The organism is Polaromonas sp. Polasp52, from assembly GCF_059491565.1.
Genome location: NZ_CP168513.1, coordinates 3,810,619 through 3,829,534, shown reverse-complemented (window position 1 = coordinate 3,829,534; position 18,916 = coordinate 3,810,619). Strand labels below are relative to the sequence as shown.

Genomic DNA, 18,916 nt, shown 5'->3' with positions numbered 1-18,916 from the left:
GGCATTTTTCTCCAACCTTAAAGCTTAGGGCGGACACGGCTTGCCCAGGCGGACGCAATTACGCATTTACCGGACGATTCAATGCAGTGCTGCTGCGGTGCAGCAGATACGGCGGCTCAAGCGCCGGAAATTTTGGCCCGTACGCTGTCGCGGTAAGCCTTGGGCGTCTGGCCGAAGCGCTGGCGGAAGCGCCGCGCGAAATAAGCCTCGTCGGCAAAACCCGAGGCATGGGCGATGCTCGCGATGCGCTGGCCGCTGTGCGCGAGTTGCTCCTGGGCAAATTCCAGCCGCCGCTCGGTCACCAGGTCGGTGAAGGTCTTGCCGGTTTCCTTCTTTAAAAGGTGGGCCAGGTAATTGGGCGAGAGAAAGGCGGCCGCCGCCGCGTCGGCCAGGGTGACTTCGCCGGCCAGGTGCTCGCGGATGTAGCGCACCGCGCGCTGCAGGCTGGCGCGCCGGCTGCCCTGTTGCGCCTGGCTGGCCGAAAAGCGCAGCAGGTCGGCTTCATATTTCCGGCAGACCAGGCCTATGAGCTGGAGCATCAGGCCGCGGATCATCTCGATGGAGCCGAAACGGCGGTGCGCGTTCTCAGACGCGAGTTTTTCCAGCAGCGCCTCGATCTCGGGAAACTCGTCCTCGGAAAAATAAAAATCGGCGTATTCCTGGAACAAAAAGGGCGCCAATTCGGGCGCGCGGCTCAAGGGCACGTCTTCCAGGTCCAGCGGGTCCACGTCCAGGCCGGGCCGCAAAAACTGCTGCGACATATTGATGATGACGTAGCGCGAGCCCTCGGGATGCGGGATCACATGCACGCGGTAAGGCAGGATAAAACTCAAATAGCCACGGCGGAAAGGTCGCACCGTGCCGGCCACGTTCTGCTCGGTGTCGCCCTGCAGGCTGATCTGGATCTGGAAATACTCGTGCCGGTGCGGGCGCACAAGAGGCGGCCGCACCAGCTGGGACCGGATGTCGAAGTCCAGGTGGTCGGCCCGCTCGGACATGCCGTAGGTCTTGATGTCTGTCATGCGCCGTATTCTCGGGCTTGGGCTCACCCTGTTGTTTCTTTTCCGCATCTTTAATTTCTGTATTGACAGAAATTTCAGACAACGTATAGTCAGAGCCATGGAACTCAGCCCCGTCGCCCGCAAATTTGTCGTCCATTGGGGAGAAATGGGCACCGCCTGGGGCGTGAACCGCACCGTTTCGCAAATCCACGCCCTGCTCTTCTTCCATGGCCGCCCGCTACATGCCGAGGATATCGCCGACACCCTGGCCGTGGCGCGCTCCAATGTCAGCACCAGCCTTAAGGAGTTGCTGAACTGGAACCTGATACGCGCCACCCACGTTCTGGGCGACAGGCGCGACTATTACGAAACCTCGCTGGACGTCTGGGAGCTGTTCCGCACCGTGGTGCGCGAGCGCAAGGAGCGCGAATACGACCCGACGGTGCGCATGCTGCGCGAACTCGTCAAGGACCAGGGTTTTGAGGCCGAGCCCGCCGACGCCCAGGACCGCGTGCGTGAAACCCTGAGGCTGATGGAATCGCTGGGCCTGTGGGCCGACGAGATGCTGCGCCTGTCGCCCAACACGCTTGAAAAAGTGCTGCGCATGGGTGCCAGCGTGCAGAAGTTCGTGCGCGGCGACAACGATGCCAAGCCCATGGACCCTTCGGAGTTGCTGCCGCCCACCTTCTGAAAGGCCGGTCGGCTTTTTTTTGACCATTGATTTCTGTTTGTACTGAAATTTATAAAGGAGAGAAAATGACTGCAAACCACAACACCGCCCGCCTCGATACGGGCAATGCGGGCAATGCCCGCTACGACAGCCTCAAAGCCAGCATGGACCCGGCCATCTATCCGCTGACCCTGTACTACGAATCGGCCTGCCCGCTTTGCAATGCCGAAATGAGCAATCTGATGCTGCGCAACACCGAAGGCTATTTGCGCTTTGCCGACGTCTCGGCACCGGACTTTTCGGGGCCACCCGCGGGCACCACGATGCAGGACCTGCTGGAGCTGATCCACGCACGCAGGGCCGACAGCCGCGTACTCAAGGGCGTGGAAGTGTTCCGCCTGGCCTATGAGGCGGTCGGCCTGGGCTGGGTCAGCGCCGCGATGCGTTTGCCGCTGCTGCGCCCGTTCGCGGAATGGGGCTACCCGGTGCTGGCGCGCAACCGCCACCGGATTCCGCGCGGGATGGTGCGGCTGATGTTTGAAGGTGCCGTGCGGCGCGCGGCCGAACGCTCGGCCGCCGCCCGTTGCGATTCCGCCAGTTGCTCGCGTTAAACAAAGTTCTTCAAACCAAGAAAGGAAACACCCATCATGGAAGCGCATCTCGATGCCACCCTGTTTTTTGTCTCGCTGCTGGTCGCGGTGGTCGGCCCCATTGTGGCGATCAGCTACCTCAAGCCCATCCTCTACAAGGTGCTGCGCATGCTGTGCGACGCGGACGGTGGCGCGGAGTTCTGGATACGCTGCGCCTACCTGCTGGCCGTGTCGGGGACCCTGCTGCTGATGCTGAGCTTCGGCGAATTCACCGACCGCAACAGCGCGATCGATGCGATGCGGCGCTCGCTGTGGCTGGTGATGGCGGGCGTGTTCGCCACCGTGGCCATCATCTCGCGCAATGTCTGGACGCAGGTGCGCCAATGGATCGCGGCCAGGGAACTGGCCGCCCATGTGCAGAGTGCCCGAGCCGTCGCGCCAGCCACACCGCCTGCCGCCGCCGGCGGCACTCTCTGAAAGCGAGCGCGCACCGCAAGACCGGATCGCACGAGGAGGCCAAGCCATGTCTCTGGATATCAACACAAGCCGTGCAGCCGCCAGCGCAAGGCCCAGGCCCACCCAAGTCCGCTGGGACGACCTCGTGGCCTTGCGCCCCCGCCAGGTGGCGCTGAACCTGGGCCTTTCCGCGCCCTGGCTGGCTGGCTCGCTGTGGGCCGCGCAGCAAGACCTGTATTGGCTGGCGATGCCGCTGTCGGCAGCCTTCTTCCTGACCGCGCTGCGCCAGGCCCATGACAGCTACCACGCCAGCATAGGCGTGCCGCGCCGCTGGCTGGATGCCGTGCTGTTGATGCTGACCCTGGGTATGCTGTGCTCCACCCACGCCATACGCCACACCCACCTGGCGCACCACCGCAACCCGCTGGGCGAAGGCGACGAAGAAGGCGGCTGGGCACGGCAAGCGGGCTGGCGCGCCCTGCTGCTGGGGCCGCTGTTCAGCCTGCGCACCCACGCGCAGGCACTGCGCGACGGCAGCCCGCGCACGCGGCGCTGGGTATGGATGGAGCTGTCATTGATCGCCGCGACCTGGCTGGCCGCCATCGCGACCGAGCAGGCCTGGCTGCGCTACCACGTGGTGGCGATGATGGGCTCCAACGCCCTGGTCGGATTTTTCGCGGTGTGGAGCGTGCACCATGGTTGCGACGCCGGCGGCGTGTTCGCGCGCACCGAACGGCGTGCCTGGGTCAACCGCCTGACCGTGAACCTGCTCTACCACGTCGAGCACCACCTCTATCCCGCCGTGCCGGCCAACCATTTGCCCATGCTGGCAAGCCGGCTGGATGCGGCCGACCCACGATGGACCCAGATCCGAGTGCTGGAGCTGCCGAAAACTAGCGCGGCGGCGCGGCAGGCGCAGCATGCTGCATGACAACCGCGCGCACGCCATCGACGACTTTTGCCATACGCCCGTAGTCCAGCCTGTCCGCCGTATCCCGCGGCGTGTGATAGGCCTTGTTCCTGTAAAAGGCCGTGTCGGTGACCATCATTCCCACAAAGCCTTCATTCCAATAATTGAGATGGTCCGAAAAATCGACGCCCACCACGAAACTCGGCGCATTGATGGAATACACCGGCAGGTCCGAGGCCGACTTCATGGCGGTCTTCACCTGGCGCGAGACATCGCCGTCCTCGTAAAAGCCCACTAAAGAAATGAAATTCCCCGTAGTCGGGTAAATGGCATTCAGGAGCCGCACGGGATGGTCCTGGCTTCCTGGTTCGTCGCTGAAGTAGCCGATGCACTCCAGCGACAGCATGAGCGAGGCGCGCTTGCCGGACTCGGCAAGTGACCGGGCGTGAACGGCGCTGCCCATGTAGGGCGTGCGGAAGAAGGGAGGCTCTTCGTTGGTGTAGACCACCAGTTCCACCCGCTGGCGAAACGACTGGCCCTTGAGCAGCCGTGCGAGCTCAAGCAGCCCCGCCACACCACTGGCGTTGTCGTCCGCGCCCGGCTGCTCGCCGGCCACGTCGTAATGAGCGCCTACCACCATCACTTCAGGTGTATCAGGGCCCAGCTTCACGACCAGGTTTCGGTAAGGCCGGCCCTCGGCAGTGAAGTGCTGGCTCTCGACCTTGAGGCCCAGCCGGGCAAGCTGCGACTCCAGGTACACGGCGGCCCCCTCCAGCCGGCTTTCATTGTCAAAAGTGCGATCCGCAAAATCGGTGGAAAGTTTGCGGACCAGTCGCTCCAGCCCGGCAGCGGACGCGGTTTTCCCAGCCGGCGCCGCCATTTCACTGGCGGTCACAAAAGGCTGGGTCAGTCTGTACCAGGCGTAGCCTGCCGCGGCACCGGCCGCCAGCACAGCCAGAGCGGTAAAGAGGGCGAAAATTTTCCGGGTTCTTCTCATAGGTCGGCCCACGGCAAAGGGACCGGGGACACATTAATGTGCCTTGTCCCAGTTCGGCCCAACACCGATTTCAGGTAACAGCGACACATCAGGTGGTGCAAGGCGTTGTTCAACGTGGCTTCCGGAACGGTGCACCACGGCGTGACCAGTGCGCCGCTGCGAATGCCAATCCAAGGCCCACGGCAAACAGCACAAAGCCCCAGAGCAGGTACCTGCCTGGCTCCTCGGCGGCCTGCCGCCGCACCCAGACCTCGTAATAGTCGCCCTGCTTGCCCGCGCTGAGGGGCAACAGAAGGTAGTAGGCTTTGCCATCTTGCAGGTCGTAGAGGCCCTGCTGCACATAGTGGCTGCCCAGATTCAGGCTTGGGTCGACCGGCCCGCCTTTTTTGCTGCGCCGCAAGCGTTCGCGCTTCCCCATGGCATAAGTCAGGCGCTCGGGGGTGAGCTCCATCAGACCCGGCCCGAAGCGCGTGTCGAACTGCCAGGACCAGTCCCGGGTCACGACGGCAATCGGCCCGTCGCGGGGCTGGATGTCCAGCGGCAGAACCAGGGGAACCTCGCCCGTCTTGCTCTTCTGGTGATGCGCGAATTGCTCGCCGCCGGGCAAGCTTGTCACCGGTACGGCGCGCGAATCCCTGGGGCCCGAATGTGCTACGAGATCACCGCCCCACAGAGGTAAATACACGAGGTCAAAGAGCACCAGCGCCAGGCCCAGCAGGGCCATCGCTGCGCCGGCCCGGACACAATGCCTGGCCGCAACAAAGGATCGCGCCATCAATGCGCCTTGTCCCAGTTAGGCCCGACGCCGATCTCGGCGAGCAGCGGCACCTTCAGGTCCGCCACACCGGCCATCAGGCGCGGTATCTCGGTGCGCACCCATTCGACTTCGGCCTCGGGCACCTCGAACACCAATTCGTCATGCACCTGCATGATCATTTTGGTGGCGCGTTTCTCTTCGTCGAGCACTTGCTGCACCTTGTTCATGCTGAGCTTGATCAGGTCGGCCGCCGTGCCCTGCATGGGCGCGTTGATGGCCTGGCGTTCGGCGGCCTTTTTGCGCGGGCCGTTGCCGCCGGTGATTTCAGCCAGATACAGCTGCCGGCCGAATACGGTTTCGACATAGTGGTGTTTCTGGGCAAACGCCACCGTCTCGTCCATGTAGTTCTTGACGCCGGGGTAGCGCTGGAAATATTTGTCGATATAGGCCGCCGCGGCCTTGGTCTCTATGCCCAGGTTGCGCGCCAGGCCGAAGCTGCTCATGCCGTAGATCAGCCCGAAGTTGATGACTTTGGCATAGCGGCGCTGTTCGCTGCTGACCTGCTCCAGCGCCACGCCGAAGACTTCGGCGGCCGTGGCACGGTGCACGTCCAGACCGTTGGTGAAAGCGCTGAGCAGCGCTTCGTCGCCGCTGATGTGGGCCATGATGCGCAGCTCGATCTGCGAGTAGTCGGCGCTGGCGATCACGCTGCCGGGGGGTGCGATGAAGGCCTCGCGCACGCGCCGGCCTTCCGCCGTGCGGATCGGGATGTTCTGCAGGTTGGGGTCGTTGCTCGACAGCCGCCCCGTGACCGCCACAGCCTGCGCATAGTGCGTGTGCACCCGGCCGGTGCGGGGTAGCGCCAGCTGCGCGAGCTTGTCGGTGTAAGTGCCTTTGAGCTTGCTGAGCGAGCGATGCTCGAGCAGCTTGGCGGGCAGCGGATAGTCTTCGGCGAGTTTTTCGAGCACCTCTTCATCGGTGCTGCGCGCGCCGCTGGGGGTCTTCTTGATGACCGGCATGCCGAGCTTGTCGAAAAAGATCTCGCCCAACTGCTTGGGGCTTCCCAGGTTGAAGGGCTGGCCGGCGATCTCATAGGCCTCGGCTTCAAGCTGGATGATGCGCTGGCCCAGCTCATGGCTTTGCGCGGCCAGCGTGGGCGCGTCAATCATCACGCCGTTGCGTTCGATGCGGTACAGCGTTTCGCTGCTCTGCATTTCCAGCTCGTAAATGAAGCGCAGCTTGTTATTGGCCTGGATCCGCGGCCACAGCACGCGGTGCACGTCCAGCGTCTGGTCGGAGTCTTCGCAGGAATATTCGGCGGCCTTGGCGATGTCGACCTGGTTGAACTTGATCTGGTGCGCGCCCTTGCCGCACAGGTCTTCGTAGTTGATGCCGCTGCGGCCCACGTGCCGCTCGGCCAGGCTGGCCAGGCCGTGCGGCTTGGTCACTTCCAGCACATAGCTTTGCAGCATGGTGTCGTGCGCATAGCCTTGCACCTCGATGCCGTGGTTGGCGAACACATGGCGGTCGTATTTGACGTGCTGGCCCAGCTTGGGTTTGGCCGGGTTTTCCAGCCAGGGCTTGAGGCGGGCCAGCACCTCGTCGCGAGGCAGCTGCGCGGGCGCGTCGGGATAGTCGTGCGTGAGCGGGATATAGGCCGCCTCGCCGGGCTTGACGCTAAAGCTCAGGCCGACGATTTCCGCCAGCATTTCATCGAGCGAGGTGGTTTCGGTGTCCAGCGCGACGAGTTCGGCCGCCTCGATCTTCGCCAGCCAGCGGTCGAAATCCTCCCAGGTGAGCACCGTGTCGTAGTTGAGGTTGCTGGTGCGCTGGGCCGGCGGTGTGTCGGTCAGGGGCGCTTCGTCAAACAGGCCCGGCGAATCCGAGCGGCCGCCCGAACCACCCGCCGGCGCGGGTTTGTGCCGGCCTTCGGGTCCGGCGGGCAATTCAGCGGGCATGCTTTCGGTGTCGATCTGCTTGACCAGGCCCTTGAAACCGTATTTTTCGTAGAAGGCTTTCAGGGCTTCGGTCTGCTGCCCGCCCATGGCAATCGCATCCAGGGCCGGCAGGCCGGCGATGTAGTCGTCCAGCTCGCAGTCTTTCTTGATGGTCAGCAGTTCCCGGCCCTTGGGCAGCCAGTCCAGCGACTGGCGCAGGTTCTCGCCGACCACGCCCTTGATCTCGCCGGCGCGCGCCACCAGCGCGTCCAGCGAGCCGTATTCGAGCAGCCACTTGACAGCAGTCTTCGGGCCGACCTTGGGCACGCCCGGCACATTGTCGACCGCATCGCCAACCAGGGCCTGATAGTCAACCATCAGCCGCGGCGGCACGCCAAACTCGGCCTCGACCCCGGCCACGTCCCGGCGCCTGTCGTTCATGGTGTCGATGACGGTGATGTTTTCGTCGACCAGCTGGCTCAAGTCCTTGTCGCCGCTGGAAATAATCACCTCAATGCCCTGGCTGGACGCCAGGCAGGCCAGCGTGCCTATCACGTCGTCGGCTTCCACGCCGGGAACGTCCAGCACCTTCCAGCCCAGGAGGCGCACCACCTCGTGGATGGGCTCGACCTGGCTGCGCAAGTCGTCGGGCATGGGCGAGCGCTGAGCCTTGTAGTCAGGATAGAGCGCGTCGCGAAATGTCGGCCCCTTGGCGTCGAACACGCAGGCGGCGAAGTCGGCGCGCACATCCTTGCGCAGCTTCTGCATCATGTTGACCATGCCGCGTATGGCACCCGTGGCCGGGCTGGCCGGGTCGCCCGGGTTGGCGCGCAGGTCGGGCATGGCGTGAAAGGCGCGATACAGGTAGCTGGAGCCGTCCACCAGCAGCAGCGTTTTTTTGTCGGTACTCATGGGGCCTGATTGTCGGGGATATCGGCCCGGCCCCGCCGGGTACGCCGCTGGCGCCCCGAACCATCCCCGGCAAGCGGTTTTTGCCTACACGGCCAGCCTCTTTATTACGACAGGGCGGGGCTTTGTCGCCCAGCCGCCGCAGGCCTACAATGCAGGCATGAACCACGCTTTCCGCCTCCTTATCGCTGCAGCCGCAGCGCTGCCGCTGGCCGCGGCCATGGCCCAGGCACCCGCGCAAAACACCGCGCCGCCCGCCAAGGCAGAGGCGGCGCCGGCCCCCTCGGGACGCCCCGACCAGGCCATCAAGCGCATACGCACCGAAGATGCCGGCACCCGCATCGACGAGCTTCGCGTGGGCGGCGAAACCCAGCAGATCACCGTGCAACCCAAAACCGGCGGCGCGGCCTATGAAGTCAAACCCGCCGAAGGCGCACGCGGTAGCGCACCGGGGTCAACCAGCAACGACACCAACGGCAGCCGCGTGTGGAACGTGCTGAAGTTCTGATTTCCACCCTCTCCAGACACACAACTCCAAGAATTCCAGGGTTCAGTTTCAGGCATGGCCGTATACACCGAAGTCTCGTTTGACGAGGCTGCAGCGTTCTTGAACGCCCTGAATCTGGGGCAGCTGCAGAATATCAAGGGTGCCGCGGGCGGCATCGAAAACACCAACTACTTTGTGGACACCGACCAGGGCCAGTATGTGCTGACCCTGTTCGAGCGCCTGAGCTTCGAGCAATTGCCCTTTTACCTGCACCTGATGCAGCACCTGGCGGCGCACGGCATCCCTGTGCCCGACCCGGCAGGCGACACCAAAGGCAACATCCTCCATGAGCTCAAGGGCAAACCTGCATCGGTGGTCAGCAAGCTGCGCGGCCACAGCGAACTCGCGCCCACGGCGGCGCACTGCGCCGGCGTGGGCGAGGCGCTGGCGCGCATGCACCTGGCCGGCCTGGACTACCCGCGCCGCCAACCCAACCTGCGCGGCCTGGAATGGTGGAACGAAACAGTGCCCGTGGTGCTGCCCCACCTGACGCCCGAACAAAGCAGCCTGATCCTGGGCGAGCTGGCTTACCAGAACCATGTGGCGGCTTCTTCGGCCTGCCGCAGCCTGCCCAACGGCGTCGTGCATGCCGACCTGTTCCGCGACAACGTGATGTTCGAGGACGGCAAGCTCACCGGCTTTTTTGACTTTTATTTCGCCGGCTGCGACACCTTTTTGTTCGACATTGCGGTCTGCCTCAACGACTGGTGCATAGACCTGGCCACCGGCGCCAAGGATGACGAACGCTCCGCGGCCTTTCTGGCGGCCTACCAGGCGGTGCGCCCGCTGACCGCGCAGGAACGCCAGTTGCTGCCGGCCATGCAGCGCGCCGGCGCCCTGCGCTTTTGGCTGTCCCGGCTGTGGGATTTGCATTTGCCGCGCGAAGCCGCCGTGCTCAAGGCGCACGACCCCAGCCACTTCGAGCGTGTGCTGCGCCAGCGGCTTGCGCAGCCTTACCTTCTTTAAGTCCCGCGGGCGCGGCGGGCAGCGCCCGCCGGTTTGAGGCACACTGCCCCTGCAATCCCCGCCCGGTTCCGCCCTGGCAACCCTTTCCCGAAGTCCCGAAGACCATGAAACTCAACATCGTTCCCGCGAGCACCGGCATCACCTGGGTCAAGCTGGGCGTCAAAACCTTTTTGCAGCAGCCGCTGGCCATGTCGGGCCTGTTTTTCCTCTATATGGCGGTGGGGACGCTGCTGTCGCTGTTGCCGGTGCTGGGGCTGATCCTCGCCTTCATGATCGTGCCGGCCGCCACGCTGGGCCTGATGGCCGCCACGCAGGAAGCCCTCAAGGGTAAATTTCCCATGCCCACGGTGCTGGTCAGCGCTTTCCGCGCGGGCCGCCAGCGCATGCGCGCCATGCTGGTGCTGGGCGCCCTGTATGCCGCGGCCTGCCTGCTGATCGTGATGGTGGTGCCCTTCCTGGTGGATGCGCCGCCCGTGCCGGCCGCCGCGCCCGCAACCGCCGAAGCCGGCCGCGAAGCCATGCTGGCGCCGCAGTTCCAGCTGACCATGCTGGTCACCATGCTGCTTTACCTGCCGGTCTCGCTGCTGTTCTGGCATGCGCCGGCACTGGTCCACTGGCACGGCATTTCACCGGTCAAAAGCCTGTTTTTCAGCTTTGTCGCCTGCATCCGCAACGCGGGCGCCTTCCTGATGTACGGCCTGGGCTGGTTCGCCGTGTTCCTGGGCATGGGCATTGTGCTGAGCATCATCACCGGCCTGACGGGCAGCGCCACCCTGATGGCCGCGGCCATGATGCCGCTGGCGCTGCTGATGGCAGCCATGTTTTCCACCTCGATTTACTTCACGTTTCGTGATAGCTTCGTGGCCACGCCACCCGACGATTCGACGGGGAGCGCTGAGGACGCCCATAACATTGACGACAAATCCTGACGACCCCACCGTTATCCCACCGGAGATTCTTCATGACCCAGCACCAGTTGCAAGGCCGTAGCGAAAAAGAGATTTTGTGGTTTCAAAGACGTGACACGCTCAAGGCCGCCGCGGCCTGGGTCGCCATGGGCGGCTTGCCCGCCGCCATGGCCCAGCAGCGCAGCAATATCGTCGAACTCCGGGGCGACGCCCTGCTCAACGGCGGCCGGCTGCAAAACGGCCAGATCATCATGACCGGCGACCAGATACAGACCGGGCCGGGCTCCAACCTGATGTTTGTCATCGGCAACTCGGCCTTCCAGGTGCGCGAGAACTCGATGATCACGGTGGAGCGAGGCAGCTCGCTCAACAGCGTGAGCCTGCTGCGCATGATCACCGGCGCCGTGGTCAGCGTCTGGGGCAAGGGCAGCAGCCGCTCCATCGTCATGCCCACCCTCACGGCCGGCATACGCGGCACCGGCGTGTATGCCGAGGTGTTCGCCAACCAGGACAATCGCAGCTATTTCTGCAACTGCTACGGCACGGTCGACATGGAGTCGAACGGCGAAAAAGTACTCTCGCAGTCCAACTACCACCAGGCCTTCTGGGGCGAGGTGGCACCCAGGGACGGCCGCCGGCTGAGTCCCGCCAATGCCATCAACCACAGCGACGAGGAACTGGAGTTCCTGGCCGGCCTGGTCGACCAGCGGACCGCCTGGCAGATCGCCGGCAAAAAAGGCGTGAAGGACGGCCGCGGTTACATGGACCCGCAGCCCGGCCAGATGCACCCGGCGCAGATGCCCGTCGTCCCGCCAACGAGATAGGCGCTAGACCACAGTCAGTTTGGCGACACTGAGCGCCAGCCACTTCACGCCGTGACGCGTGAAATTGATCTGCGCGCGCGCATCGTCCCCGCTGCCTTCGAGCATCATCACCTTGCCTTCGCCGAACTTGGCGTGAAACACTTCCATGCCGGCCTTGAGCCCGTGCGAGGGCGCGGCCTTTTGCGGCGGCACCGGCGGGTTGGCAAAACGTTCGGAAGCGCCGGCCTTGGACGAAAACACGCTGCTGGCCCAGTCCTTGCGCCCGCCGCCCGCCTGGCCGCTGCCGCCCCAGGCACCTGAGCCGCCCATGCCCGAGGCAAAACCCTGGTTCTTGGGCGTGATCCATTTGAGCGCGGCTTCGGGTAGCTCGTCAAAAAAGCGGCTCTTGAGGTTGTAGCGCGTCTGGCCGTGCAGCATGCGGGTCTGCGAGTGACTCAGGTAGAGCCGTTTGCGCGCGCGCGTGATGGCGACATACATCAGGCGGCGCTCTTCCTCCAGCCCGTCGCGGTCGCTCATGGAATTTTCGTGCGGGAAGATGCCGTCTTCCAGGCCGGTGATGAAGACACAGTCGAACTCCAGCCCCTTGGAGGAATGCACCGTCATGAGCTGCACCGCGTCCTGGCCGGCCTGCGCCTGGTTGTCTCCGGATTCCAGCGCCGCATGCGTCAAGAAGGCGGCCAGCGGCGACAGCGTTTCGCCGGTTTCGGTGTCGGGCGCCAGGGCCTCGGGCAAGGGCTCATTAAGCTGCGGAGCCGATGCATCCAGCCCCTGGCTGGCCGGCGACTGCGTGAGCCGCGCGCCCAGTTCGTCGACCGGCAGCGCCACCGCGTCGCGGCCGAAACCTTCCTGGCTCACGAAGGACTCGGCGGCATTGACCAGTTCGGCCAGATTCTCCAGCCGGTCCTGGCCTTCTTTTTCAGTTTTGTAGTGTTCTTCCAGGCCGCTGTGCTGCAGCACCAGCTCGATGATCTCGCGCAGGCTCAGGCCCGTGGTCTGCTCGCGCAACACGTCGATCTTGGCGGCGAAAGCGCCCAGGTTGGCGCCGGCCTTGCCCGGCACGGCGCTCACGCCGTCGTAAAGCGAGCAGCCCGCGGCGCGCGCGGTGTCCTGCAGCTGCTCTATGCTGCGCGCGCCTATGCCGCGCGGCGGGAAGTTGACGACGCGCATGAAGCTGGTGTCGTCGCGTGGGTTCTCCAGCAGGCGCAGGTAAGCGAGCGCATGCTTGATTTCGGCGCGCTCGAAAAAGCGCAGCCCGCCGTAGACGCGGTAAGGCACGCCGGCATTAAAAAGCGCGGTCTCCATCACCCGGCTCTGCGCATTGCTGCGGTAAAGCAACGCGATCTCCTTGCGCTCCACGCCATCGCGCACCAGCTGCTTGACCTCATCGACAAACCACTGCGCCTCGGCGAAATCGCTGGCCGATTCATACACGCGCACCGGCTCGCCGGGGCCGGCCTCGGTGCGCAGGTTTTTGCCCAGGCGCTTGCTGTTGTGGCTGATCAGCTCGTTGGCCGAGTCGAGGATGTTGCCGAAGCTGCGGTAATTGCGCTCCAGCTTGATCTGGTGCTGCACCTCGAACTCGCGCACGAAGTCGGCCATGTTGCCCACGCGCGCGCCGCGAAAGGCGTAAATGCTCTGGTCGTCGTCGCCCACCGCGATCACCGAGCCGCCGGGCATGGCCTGGCCGCCCTGGGCGGCATCCCCCTGCCCCGCCAGCATCTTGATCCAGGCGTACTGCAGCTTGTTGGTGTCCTGGAACTCGTCGATCAGGATGTGACGAAAGCGCCGCTGGTAGTGCTCGCGCACCGCCGCGTTGCCCTGCAGCAGCTCGTAGCTGCGCAGCATGAGCTCGCCGAAATCGACCACGCCTTCGCGCTGGCACTGCTCTTCATAAAGCGCGTAGATCTCGACCTTTTTGCGGCCCTCTTCGTCGCGCACCTGCACGTCCTTGGCGCGCAGGCCGTCTTCCTTGTTGCCGGCGATGAACCACATCAGTTCCTTGGGCGGGAAACGCTCGTCGTCGATGTTGAACTGCTTGCACAGGCGCTTGATGGCCGAGAGCTGGTCCTGCGTGTCCAGGATCTGGAAGCTTTGCGGCAGGTTGGCCAGCTTGTAGTGGGCGCGCAAAAAGCGGTTGCACAGGCCGTGGAAGGTGCCTATCCACATGCCGCGCACATTGACCGGCAGCATGGCCGACAGGCGGGCCAGCATTTCCTTGGCGGCCTTGTTGGTGAAGGTCACGGCCAGGATGCCGCCCGGCGAGACCTGGCCGGTCTGCAGCAGCCAGGCGATGCGCGTCGTCAAAACCCGGGTCTTGCCGGAGCCCGCCCCCGCGAGAATCAGGGCATGCGTGGGGGGCAAGGTGACCGCGGCCAGTTGCTCCGGGTTAAGATTTTGTAAGAGTGGGGAGGTTGGCGCGACTTCTGAGAACATCCCTCATTGTAGAAAGCCCCGATGAAACCATTTGTTCCCCGCCCTTCGGCCCTGCCCTTCACAGCGGTAATCGCCCTCCTGGCGGCACTGGCGGCCGGCCAGGCACGGGCCCAGTCCTTTTGCGCCAGCGACGGCCAGCCCCGGCCCGCGCAGCTCCTGGAGCGTTTCATCAACGCCAATTGCGAGAGCTGCTGGGCCGACCCCGCCACGCCCAAGGCCAACGCCGGCCAGCTCGCGCTGGACTGGGTGCTGCCCGGCGACAAGGGCGACGACGCACCGCTGTCCGCCGTGGCTGCCCGCGAGGCGCTGGACCGCCTGGCGGCACTGCGCCAGAGCCCGCCCACGCAAACCCTGGCCAGCACCCTGCCGGTGCGCGGGCTGCAGGGCGCGACCCTGCGCGTGGCCCACGGCCTGCCGCTCAGCGGCTACCTGGGCACCTCGATTGAGCTCAAACCCATCCCCGCGGCCGCCAAAGGCCGGCAGTGGACGGCCTGGCTGGCCCTGGTCGAAACCCTGCCTGCGGGCACCGAAGGCTCGGCGGTGGAGCGCAACCTGGTCAGGAATGTGATCCAGGTGCCCTGGGACGGCCGCAAGCCGCCGGCCAAGGGCGCACCGAATCGTTTCTTCGATGCGCGCTCCATGAGCATCGCGCAAGGCGCCAATCCCGAACGCATGCGGGTACTGGGCTGGGTGGAGGATGACAAGGGCCGGGTGCTGGCCGCCGCGCAGTCGCGCTGTACCTCTTGAAAATAATTCGCGCCGCTTAACCCCTTTCTGCCGCACGCCCCGTTTCAGGGTGCATCGCCAACAACAAGGGGATTTCAATGCCACACGGCTACACCGCACACAGCATCATCCGTTTCCTCCAGGCCGCAGCCGCGGCCTGTTTCAGCCTCCAGGCGCTGGCCCTCAGCCCGGTCGCGCAGCCTCCCCAGGACATCAAGTTCATGCCGCCGCCCGACTGGCGGCCGCCGGCCATCTCCGTTAACCACAATATGGGCCAGCCCATACAGCTGCGCGCGGCTTTGGTGGAGGTCGACGTCTTCGGCGACCAGGCCCGCACCCGTGTCGAGCTGCGCCTCTTCAACCCCAACCCCCGCGTGCTCGAAGGCGAGCTGCAGTTCCCGCTGCAGGAAGGCCAGGTGGTGACCGGCTTCGCGCTGGACGTCAACGGCCGGCTGCGCGACGCGGTACCCGTGCCCAAGGCCAAGGGCCAGGAAATCTTTGAAGACATACGCCGCCGGCGCGTGGACCCGGGGCTGCTGGAAGCCGCGGCCGGCAACCAGTACAAGCTGCGCGTCTACCCGATCCCGGCCATGGGGGAGCGGCGCGTGGTGCTCAGCATCACCGAAACCCTGGCGCGCCGGGGCGATGCCGGCGTGCTCAGGGTGCCGCTGGCCTTCGCCTCCACCGTCGGGCAGTTGCAAGTCAGTGTTCGCGCCCACGGCGCGGCCCGCCAGGATGTGCAACTGCTGCAGGCGCCTGCCGCCACCGGCCTGAACGCCGGCACCACCGGCATGGAGCTGGCCCTGCAGAAAAACCAGTGGCAGGCGCCGCAAGGCCCGGCTGGCTGGCTGCAACTTGCGCTGCGCCGCACGGGCAAGCCGCAAGTCATGGTGGGCGAGACCGCCGGCAAGACTTTTTTTGCCGGGCAGCTTGACCTGCGCGACGAACCGGTGAGGCGGCCCGCGCCGTCGCACATCGCGCTGGTGTGGGATGCCTCGGCTTCGGCCGCCTCGCAGGCCCGGGTGCTGCCGGTGCTGGAGGCCTATTTCCGCAAGCTCGGCCAACCCGTGAAGCTCAGCCTGCTGGTGGTGCGCAACAAGGCCGAAGCCGTGCGCAGCTTCACCGTGGCGCCGGGCCGCTTTGAGGAACTGGCCGACATGCTGCGCGCGGAGCCTTTCGACGGCTCCAGCAATTTCGACGAGCTGCCGATTCCCGCCGACGTGGACACCACCCTGATGGTGACCGACGGCCTGATGACGGACGGCAAAAAAACCATTCGCTACACCCACACGGCACCCGTGATGGTGATCAACGGCGCAGCTTCCGCCGACATGGCGCGGCTGGCCCGGCTGGCCGACCGCACCGGCGGCACACTCGTGGATGCCGCCCTGCAATCGCCCGACGAAGGCGCGCAGGCCATGCTGATGCAGGGCTGGCGCATCGCGAAGCTGGACAGCCTGTCGGCGCGGCAGCTGGTGGCGCCGACAACACGCGTGAGCCAGGGCCGCATCGCGGTGGCCGGCGAGCTGCTGGACAGCAGCGCCCGCGTCGACATCACACTCGCGCACCCGGACGGGCGCCGGCGCACGCTGGCCTTGCAAGTCAATGCCAAGCCGGTCAGCGGCCACTGGCCCGGCCAGCAATGGGCCCAGTGGCGCAGCGCCGAGCTGGCCGAAAACCCCGGCCTTCACAGCGGCGAACTCCAGCGCATCGCGGCGGCGCACGGCATCGTGGGGCCCAACAGCTCGCTGATCGTGCTGGAACTGGCCTCCGACTACGCGCGCTACAACCTGCCCGCCCCGCCCGAACTGGCAGACGAAGTCGCGCGGCTGGGCCAGCAGCAACTCGCGCAGGCGACGCAGACACGGCAGGCGCACATCGAAGCCATGGTGCGGCAGTTTGATGAGAAGCAGCGCTGGTGGGACAAAGACTTTCCCAAGGACACGCCCAAGCGTGCCGAGCCCAAGGCCGAGATGCAAATCAGCCAGGGCGCTGTGGGTAGCCTGGCCGGTGCGGCACGTTCACGCGAGCACGCCAGGCCCACACCGATGCCGGCGCCCGCCGCGCCCGCGGCGGCAGCTCCCGCTACACCGGCCCCATCGGCCGCACCCGCCATGGCCGCCGAAGCACGTGCCGACACCGCCGACCTGCGCCGCGCCAAACAGGCTGCAGCCGTGCCCGCCGCCACCATCGCGCTGCAGGCCTGGACGCCCGACGCGCCCTATATGAAGCGCCTGCAGAATGCCGGCAAGGACGATCTCTACCGCGTCTACCTCGACGAGCGCGCCGCCTACCTCAGCAGCAGTTCCTTTTACATGGATGCGGCCGGTGTGTTTTTTGAGCGCGGCCTGCCCGAGCTGGGCCTGCGCGTGCTCTCCAACCTCGCGGAGATGAACCTGGAAAACCGCCAGCTGCTGCGCCTTTACGCCTACCGCCTGGTGCAGGCGCGCCGCAACGACCTGGCCGTTCCGGTGTTCGAACGCATCAGCGAACTGGCACCCAACGAGCCGCAGTCCTGGCGCGACCTGGGCCTGGCGCTGGCCGAGAGCGGCCAGCCGCAGCGCGCCGTCAATGCCTTGTGGGAAGTGGTGTCGCAGCCCTGGAACGGCCGCTTCGCCGGCATCAACATGATCGCGCTGGCCGAACTCAACGCGATTGCCGCCCAGGCAAACGCCGGCGGCCAGCCCGCGCTGGACCTCAGCCGTGTGGACACTCGCCTGCGCCGCAACCTGCCGCTGGCCTTGCGTGTGGTGATGGCCTGGGATACCGACGACACCGACATCGACATGTGGGTGAGCGACCCGAACGGCGAGAGGGCCAGCTACGCCAACCGGCTGAGCTACCAGGGCGGCGCCATGAGCCCCGACGCAACGGGCGGCTACGGCCCCGAGGAGTTCTCGCTCAAGACGGCCAAACCCGGCAAGTATGGTGTGGAAGCCCAGTTTTTCGGCCATCGCCAGCAGGTGCTGTCGGCCGGCACCACGGTGATGGTGCGTGTGACCACCGGCTTCGGCACGCCGCAGGCGCGCGACGAATGGACCACCTTGCGGCTCACGCGCGGCCAGGAGACGGTGCGTGTGGCCGAGGTTGAGGTGCGCTGACACCGTTACCGCCAAGCGAGATGCCACTTCGCATATAAAGGCTATACCGCCTTGGCGGGTGCGGCCCGCATAGGAGGCGCATAGAATCAATCACCGGGCCCAAGCAATTGCGCCCGGTTTTTTGTTGCCGCCCAGGCAGCGAAAGCCGGTCCAGTCCAAGCGCCTTCTGTTTCTTCAACAGTTTTTAAGGAGCTTGGGAATCATGGAAATCTTCGACTACGACAACATCCTGCTGCTGCCGCGCAAATGCCGCGTGGAAAGCCGTTCAGAATGCGACGCCAGCGCGACGCTGGGCGGGCGCAGCTTCCGCATCCCGGTGGTGCCGGCCAATATGAAGACGGTGGTCAACGAGGAGATTTGCGCCTGGATGGCGAAGAACGGCTACTTCTACGTGATGCACCGCTTCGACCTGGACAACGTCCAGTTCGTGAAAGACATGAAGGCGCGCGGCGCCTATGCCTCCATTTCGCTGGGCGTGAAAAAGCCCGACTACGACACGGTGGACCGCCTTGCCGCCGAGGGCCTGGTGCCCGAATACATCACCATCGATATCGCGCACGGCCATGCCGACACGGTGCAGAAGATGATCGCCTACCTCAAGCAGAAGCTGCCGGCATCCTTTGTGATCGCCGGCAACGTGGGCACGCCCGAAGCCGTGATAGACCTCGAGAACTGGGGCGCCGACGCGACCAAGGTCGGCATAGGCCCGGGCAAGGTCTGCATCACCAAGATGAAAACCGGCTTCGGCACCGGCGGCTGGCAGCTGTCGGCGCTCAAGTGGTGCGCGCGCGTGGCGACCAAGCCCATCATTGCCGACGGCGGCATACGCGAGCACGGCGACATCGCCAAGTCGGTGCGCTTTGGCGCAACCATGGTGATGATTGGCTCCATGCTCGCGGGCCTGGAAGAAAGCCCGGGCAAGACCGTGGAGGTCGACGGCAAGCTCTTCAAGGAGTACTACGGCAGCGCCTCGGACTTCAACAAGGGCGAGTACAAGCACGTCGAGGGCAAGCGCATCCTGGAGCCGGTCAAGGGCACACTGGCCGACACGCTGCGCGAGATGGAAGAAGACATCCAGAGCTCCATCAGCTATGCCGGCGGCACCAAGTTGCTGGACATCCGCAAGGTCAACTACGTCACGCTGGGCGGCGACAACGCGGGCGAACACCTGCTGATGTAAGGGC

At 65.2% G+C, this 18,916-nt stretch carries 16 protein-coding genes; 11 read left to right on the top strand and 5 right to left on the bottom strand.

Features of this window, described 5'->3' with window-relative positions; genetic code table 11:
• Window positions 1–116 precede the first annotated feature (116 nt).
• Entirely contained in the window at window positions 117–1,022 is a 906-nt protein-coding gene (locus ACEN9P_RS17970) for a helix-turn-helix transcriptional regulator (RefSeq protein WP_495620032.1), read from the bottom strand.
• A gap of 97 nt (window positions 1,023–1,119) precedes the next feature.
• Between ACEN9P_RS17970 and ACEN9P_RS17965 the strand changes: the two genes are divergently transcribed.
• The 4 genes from ACEN9P_RS17965 (at window position 1,120) to ACEN9P_RS17950 (ending at window position 3,648) form a co-directional block, all read left to right on the top strand.
• Entirely contained in the window at window positions 1,120–1,692 is a 573-nt protein-coding gene (locus ACEN9P_RS17965; RefSeq protein ID WP_477660696.1) for a GbsR/MarR family transcriptional regulator, read from the top strand.
• A gap of 65 nt (window positions 1,693–1,757) precedes the next feature.
• Window positions 1,758–2,282, top strand: a complete 525-nt coding sequence (locus ACEN9P_RS17960; RefSeq protein WP_495620031.1) for a thiol-disulfide oxidoreductase DCC family protein — start codon at window positions 1,758–1,760, stop codon at window positions 2,280–2,282.
• A 36-nt stretch (window positions 2,283–2,318) separates the two neighbouring features.
• The gene (locus ACEN9P_RS17955) at window positions 2,319–2,738 is read left to right on the top strand and encodes a hypothetical protein (RefSeq protein WP_477660694.1); all 420 of its coding nucleotides are present in this window, start codon (window positions 2,319–2,321) and stop codon (window positions 2,736–2,738) included.
• 46 nt (window positions 2,739–2,784) lie between these two features.
• Window positions 2,785–3,648: a fatty acid desaturase family protein gene (locus ACEN9P_RS17950; protein WP_495620030.1), complete on the top strand. Its 864-nt coding sequence runs from the start codon at window positions 2,785–2,787 to the stop codon at window positions 3,646–3,648.
• On the opposite strand, the gene ACEN9P_RS17945 is transcribed toward ACEN9P_RS17950, so the two are convergent.
• The 3 genes from ACEN9P_RS17945 to polA form a co-directional block, all read right to left on the bottom strand.
• Window positions 3,611–4,522: a M28 family peptidase gene (locus tag ACEN9P_RS17945; RefSeq protein WP_495620029.1), complete on the bottom strand. Its 912-nt coding sequence runs from the start codon at window positions 4,520–4,522 to the stop codon at window positions 3,611–3,613. The two genes, ACEN9P_RS17950 and ACEN9P_RS17945, sit on opposite strands and share 38 nt — an antisense overlap.
• 211 nt (window positions 4,523–4,733) lie before the next feature.
• Entirely contained in the window at window positions 4,734–5,399 is a 666-nt protein-coding gene (locus ACEN9P_RS17940) for a hypothetical protein (RefSeq protein WP_495620028.1), read from the bottom strand.
• Window positions 5,399–8,230, bottom strand: a complete 2,832-nt coding sequence (gene polA / locus ACEN9P_RS17935; RefSeq protein WP_477660690.1) for a DNA polymerase I — start codon at window positions 8,228–8,230, stop codon at window positions 5,399–5,401. Before polA ends, ACEN9P_RS17940 begins: the two co-directional genes overlap by 1 nt.
• Window positions 8,231–8,387: 157 nt before the next feature.
• Here polA and ACEN9P_RS17930 point away from each other — a divergent pair, with 157 nt between their 5' ends.
• From ACEN9P_RS17930 to ACEN9P_RS17915, 4 genes are all read left to right on the top strand, one after another.
• Window positions 8,388–8,735, top strand: coding sequence for a hypothetical protein (locus ACEN9P_RS17930; protein WP_477660689.1), 348 nt, complete (start codon window positions 8,388–8,390; stop codon window positions 8,733–8,735).
• A gap of 54 nt (window positions 8,736–8,789) precedes the next feature.
• On the top strand, window positions 8,790–9,740 hold the full coding sequence (locus ACEN9P_RS17925; RefSeq protein ID WP_477660688.1) for a homoserine kinase: 951 nt from the start codon (window positions 8,790–8,792) through the stop codon (window positions 9,738–9,740).
• A 104-nt stretch (window positions 9,741–9,844) separates the two neighbouring features.
• A complete protein-coding gene (locus ACEN9P_RS17920) occupies window positions 9,845–10,669 on the top strand; it encodes a BPSS1780 family membrane protein (RefSeq protein ID WP_477660687.1) in 825 nt (274 codons plus the stop codon).
• Window positions 10,670–10,701: 32 nt separating this feature from the next.
• The gene (locus tag ACEN9P_RS17915; protein ID WP_495620027.1) at window positions 10,702–11,472 is read left to right on the top strand and encodes a FecR family protein; all 771 of its coding nucleotides are present in this window, start codon (window positions 10,702–10,704) and stop codon (window positions 11,470–11,472) included.
• 3 nt (window positions 11,473–11,475) lie between these two features.
• Here the strand turns inward: ACEN9P_RS17915 and ACEN9P_RS17910 are convergent, their stop codons facing one another.
• Window positions 11,476–13,905, bottom strand: a complete 2,430-nt coding sequence (locus ACEN9P_RS17910) for a UvrD-helicase domain-containing protein (protein ID WP_477700960.1) — start codon at window positions 13,903–13,905, stop codon at window positions 11,476–11,478.
• 21 nt (window positions 13,906–13,926) lie between these two features.
• Between ACEN9P_RS17910 and ACEN9P_RS17905 the strand changes: the two genes are divergently transcribed.
• From ACEN9P_RS17905 to ACEN9P_RS17895, 3 genes are all read left to right on the top strand, one after another.
• Window positions 13,927–14,652, top strand: coding sequence for a hypothetical protein (locus tag ACEN9P_RS17905; protein WP_477660684.1), 726 nt, complete (start codon window positions 13,927–13,929; stop codon window positions 14,650–14,652).
• Between the two features lie 77 nt (window positions 14,653–14,729).
• Window positions 14,730–17,732: a DUF2135 domain-containing protein gene (locus ACEN9P_RS17900; RefSeq protein ID WP_495620026.1), complete on the top strand. Its 3,003-nt coding sequence runs from the start codon at window positions 14,730–14,732 to the stop codon at window positions 17,730–17,732.
• 202 nt (window positions 17,733–17,934) lie between these two features.
• Entirely contained in the window at window positions 17,935–18,912 is a 978-nt protein-coding gene (locus ACEN9P_RS17895) for a GMP reductase (RefSeq protein ID WP_477660682.1), read from the top strand.
• Window positions 18,913–18,916: the final 4 nt, after the last annotated feature.

Excerpts from the sequence above, each read along its gene's own strand:
- ACEN9P_RS17970 (WP_495620032.1), bottom strand. The coding sequence starts at position 1,022 with ATGACAGACATCAAGACCTACGGCATGTCCGAGCGGGCCGACCACCTG.
- ACEN9P_RS17965 (WP_477660696.1), top strand. The coding sequence starts at position 1,120 with ATGGAACTCAGCCCCGTCGCCCGCAAATTTGTCGTCCATTGGGGAGAA.
- ACEN9P_RS17960 (WP_495620031.1), top strand. The coding sequence starts at position 1,758 with ATGACTGCAAACCACAACACCGCCCGCCTCGATACGGGCAATGCGGGC.
- ACEN9P_RS17955 (WP_477660694.1), top strand. The coding sequence starts at position 2,319 with ATGGAAGCGCATCTCGATGCCACCCTGTTTTTTGTCTCGCTGCTGGTC.
- ACEN9P_RS17950 (WP_495620030.1), top strand. The coding sequence starts at position 2,785 with ATGTCTCTGGATATCAACACAAGCCGTGCAGCCGCCAGCGCAAGGCCC.
- ACEN9P_RS17940 (WP_495620028.1), bottom strand. The coding sequence starts at position 5,399 with ATGGCGCGATCCTTTGTTGCGGCCAGGCATTGTGTCCGGGCCGGCGCA.
- polA (WP_477660690.1), bottom strand. The coding sequence starts at position 8,230 with ATGAGTACCGACAAAAAAACGCTGCTGCTGGTGGACGGCTCCAGCTAC.
- ACEN9P_RS17930 (WP_477660689.1), top strand. The coding sequence starts at position 8,388 with ATGAACCACGCTTTCCGCCTCCTTATCGCTGCAGCCGCAGCGCTGCCG.
- ACEN9P_RS17925 (WP_477660688.1), top strand. The coding sequence starts at position 8,790 with ATGGCCGTATACACCGAAGTCTCGTTTGACGAGGCTGCAGCGTTCTTG.
- ACEN9P_RS17920 (WP_477660687.1), top strand. The coding sequence starts at position 9,845 with ATGAAACTCAACATCGTTCCCGCGAGCACCGGCATCACCTGGGTCAAG.
- ACEN9P_RS17915 (WP_495620027.1), top strand. The coding sequence starts at position 10,702 with ATGACCCAGCACCAGTTGCAAGGCCGTAGCGAAAAAGAGATTTTGTGG.
- ACEN9P_RS17910 (WP_477700960.1), bottom strand. The coding sequence starts at position 13,905 with ATGTTCTCAGAAGTCGCGCCAACCTCCCCACTCTTACAAAATCTTAAC.
- ACEN9P_RS17905 (WP_477660684.1), top strand. The coding sequence starts at position 13,927 with ATGAAACCATTTGTTCCCCGCCCTTCGGCCCTGCCCTTCACAGCGGTA.
- ACEN9P_RS17900 (WP_495620026.1), top strand. The coding sequence starts at position 14,730 with ATGCCACACGGCTACACCGCACACAGCATCATCCGTTTCCTCCAGGCC.
- ACEN9P_RS17895 (WP_477660682.1), top strand. The coding sequence starts at position 17,935 with ATGGAAATCTTCGACTACGACAACATCCTGCTGCTGCCGCGCAAATGC.